The 3,596-nt window shown below is 73.1% G+C and carries 4 pseudogenes; all 4 read right to left on the minus strand.

Features of this window, described 5'->3' with window-relative positions:
- Nucleotides 1–657, minus strand: a pseudogene (locus tag LNW71_RS35175) (hypothetical protein); the annotation flags it as partial.
- Between the two features lie 259 nt (nt 658–916).
- Nucleotides 917–2,030: pseudogene (locus LNW71_RS35180) on the minus strand (acyl-CoA dehydrogenase family protein).
- A pseudogene (locus LNW71_RS35185) lies at nt 2,027–3,186 on the minus strand (acyl-CoA dehydrogenase family protein). The pseudogenes LNW71_RS35180 and LNW71_RS35185 overlap by 4 nt, the downstream one beginning before the upstream one ends.
- Nucleotides 3,187–3,261: 75 nt before the next feature.
- A pseudogene (locus LNW71_RS35190) lies at nt 3,262–3,596 on the minus strand (zinc-binding dehydrogenase); the annotation flags it as partial.

The raw sequence follows: 3,596 nt of genomic DNA on the forward strand, positions 1-3,596 counted from the left end.
CAGCCAGCTGAAGCTCTCGGTCCAGCTGCTGCTGATGAGGGGGATGAACGAGGCCGCGGCCGCGGTGCCGAGGTCGTCCAGCCGGCCGTCGTAGAACGCGTACCTGGTGGGCTGGGCCTCCATCGGTGCGCGGGCCGTCCGGTCACCCGAGACGACGGGCGTGACGGCCCCGGGCCGGACCCGGCCGTGCCGGAAGGCGGTGAGCATCTGCCGGTGACGCCGTAGCTGGGGTCGAGCTCCCGGTAGGCGGCCGCCCCGTCCGTCTTGATGTCGATCAGCAGCTGTACGGGGGTCCGGTCGCCGGGGAACACGGTTCCGTGGTTGGCCCGGACCCGGTCCAGGAGTGGGCCGAGATAGAGCGCGGACAGGGTGCGGGCCGGGTCGAGACCGGTCGCCTCGTGGGCGACGAGCAGTTCCCCGTCACGAGGAAGACGTCCGCTCGACGCTGGTGAACCCGTGCGCGAGCGCGTCGTGCAGCGGGCGGGTGTGCAGGTAGTCGTTGTGCGCGTGCGCGCGGGACAGCGGCCGGGGGCCTCGGACGGTCCGGGCCGCGGCGGGGGTTTCGGCCGCGGCGGCAGTCCGCAGGGGCAGCAGGGTGCCTGCGGCCGCGGTGGCGGCTGCGGTGGTGACGACGCGGCGGCGGGTAGGGAACGCCATGGATTCTCCCGGTTGCAAGGGCGTGCCGGACGGACGGACGCGACCGAGTATGGAACCGGCGCACCCAACAGGACTGCCTATGGCAGAGTTGTCTCGATCGCCGCGCTCCCGTCGACCGCCGTTCGGCCCGTCTTTCGCGATCCTCCGCCCGCGCCGGTTCCCGCAGGAGCGCGTGGTCCGGCGCCGCTCACGCATGGCGGAGCGGGGGTACGCGACTCGTACCCCGCTCCGGGTCACCGCTGCGCCGGCCGGCGCCGCGTCACGGCGCCGGCAGCTCCATCAGCTCCGCGACGGTCTCGCGGTGGCGGCCTGCCGAGCCGTAGGCGGTCGAGTCGGCCTTTGCACGCTTCAGATACAGGTGCGCGGGGTGCTCCCAGGTCATGCCGATGCCGCCGTGGAGCTGGACGCACTCCTCCGCCGCGTGGACGGCGACCTTGGAGCAGTACGCCTGCGCACCGCGACGGCCAACGGCGTGTCGGGGCTGCCGGTGGCCAGCGCGTCCGCGGCGTTTCGCGCCGCGGCCCTGGCCGAGACGACCTCCAGCCACAGTTGCGCCATGCGGTGCTTGAGCGACTGGAACGAGCCGACGGGCCGGTTGAACTGATGGCGCTCTCGGGTGTGGCGGACCGTTTCGGTCAGGCACCACTCGGCGAGTCCGAGCTGCTCGGAGGCGAGCAGCCCGGCTCCGGCCAGCAGCCCCTGCGCATCGCTGCTTGTCCGCCCCGGGGTCCGCGAGGCGGGTACCGGTGGCGCCGCTGAGGGTGACCGTGGCCAGCGGCCGGGTCAGGTCGAGCGGCACGAGGGGCTCGACGGTGACACGGCGGCGTCCGTGGCGACGGCGTACAGACCGTCGGTGGTGGGCACCAGCAGGACATCCGCGGCGGCCGCGTCGGCGATGGGCCCGAGGGTGCCGTCCAGGGCGCCGGTCAGGGTGGCAGGGTCCGCGACGGCGGCGGAGAAGGGCACGGCCAGCACCGCGACCTGGCGGCCAGCGGCCAGTTCGGCGAGGAGCCCGGCCACCGGTCCGTCCTGCGTGCCGAGCGCCAGGAGCGTCTCGGTGGCGACGACGGAGCTCGTCAGATAGGGCGCGGGGGCGACGCTGCGGCCGAGTTCCTCGATGACCACCGCGGCTTCCCGGTGGGTGGCGCCCTGCCCGCCGAGCTTCTCGGGGATCAGGAGTCCGGCGGCGCCGATGTCGGCGGCGAGCGCCTTCCAGAGCTGCGGGTCGTACGGCGTGTCGGACTCGGTGCGGGCGATCACCGTCGGCGCGTCGCACCGGTCGTCGAGAGTGAGCGGACCGCGGCTCGCAGGTCTTCCTCGGCCTCCGAGTACAGCAGATCGGGCGCCTGGCTCTCTTCGGTCTGTGCGGTCATCGGGACAGGTCCTTCCAGGCGACGTCCTTGTCGTTGCGCGGTTCGGCGGGCAGACCGAGCACGCGTTCGGCGACGATGTTGAGCAGTACCTCGCTCGTACCGCCCTCGATGGAGTTGCCCTTGGAGCGGAGGTAGCGGTAGCCGGCGTCGCGGCCGGTGAAGTCGACGAGCTCCGGACGGGCGCATGGTCCAGTCGCTGTACAACAGCCCCTCGTCACCGAGGAGTTCGACTTCGAGGCCGCTGATCTCCTGGTTGAGCCGGGCGAAGGCGAGCTTCATGCCGGAGCCTTCGGGGCCCGGCTGCCCGGCGACGAGCTGCTGGCGCAGGCGCGCGCCGGTGACCGGGCGACCTCGGCCTCCACCCAGAGGGTGAGCAGGCGCTGGTGCAGATCGTGGGTGCGCAGTTCGGGGCGTTCGCGCCAGGTACGGGCGACCGGGCCGATCATGCGCCCTCGCGCGGGATGCGGGCGCCGCCGATGGAGACCCGCTCGTTCATGAGCGTCGTCTGCGCGACCTTCCAGCCCTCGCCGACCGGGCCGAGCCTGCGGCTGTCGGGGATGCGCACCCCGGTGAGGAAGACCTCGTTGAACTCGGCTCGCCGGTGATCTGGCGCAGCGGGCGCACCTCGACACCGGGGTCGGTCATGTCGCAGATGAAGTAGCTGATGCCACGATGCTTGGGCACGTCCGGGTCGGTGCGGGCGATGAGGATCGCCCAGCGGGCCACATGGGCGCTGGACGTCCAGACCTTCTGCCCGTCGACCACCCAGTCCTCGCCGTCGCGGACGGCGCGGGTGCCGAGGGCCGCAGGTCGGAGCCGGCTCCCGGCTCGCTGAAGAGCTGGCACCACACCTCCTCGCCGACCCACAGCGGGCGCAGGAAGCGCTGCTTCTGCTCGTCGGTGCCGTAGCCGAGGACCGTCGGGGCGGCCATGCCGAGGCCGATGCCGATGCGGCGGGGGTCGTTGTCCGGCGCGTCCGCCGCGGCGAGTTCCGCGTCGACGACGGGCTGCAGGGAGCGCGGGGCGTCGAGCCCGCCCAGTCCCACCGGGTAGTGCACCCAGGCGAGTCCGGCGTCGAAGCGCGCCTTGAGGAAGTCGGTGCGGTCGGTGGTGGCCGGGGGGTGGGCGGCGAGCAGTTCCGGGTGAGGCGGCGCAGTGCGGCCGCGTCACCCGGGGGGTGGCGGCGAGCAGTTCCGGGTGAGGCGGCGCAGTGCGGCCGCGTCGGGGGTGGTCATCGGGCGGCTCCTGACGGGATGACGACGATGCGGCCGGTGCTGGTGCCGTCGGCGACGCGCTGCACGGCGGCCGCTGCCCGTCCATCGCCACCCGCTCGCTGATCAGCGGCTTGATGACGCCGTCGGTGGCCAGCCGGGTCAGCTCCTGGTGACAGTCGCGGACGGCTTGCGGGTCCTTCGTGTTGTACAGACCCCAGTGCAGCCCGAGGACCGAGTAGTTCTTCACCAGGGCGTGGTTGAGCCCGGGTGGGGACGACGCCGCTGGCGAAGCCGACGACGATCACCCGGCCCTCGAAGGCGATGCACTTCACGGACTTGGCGTACGCGTCGC

It is taken from the genome of Streptomyces sp. RKAG290, assembly GCF_023701695.1.
Classification (GTDB): Bacteria; Actinomycetota; Actinomycetes; order Streptomycetales; family Streptomycetaceae; genus Streptomyces.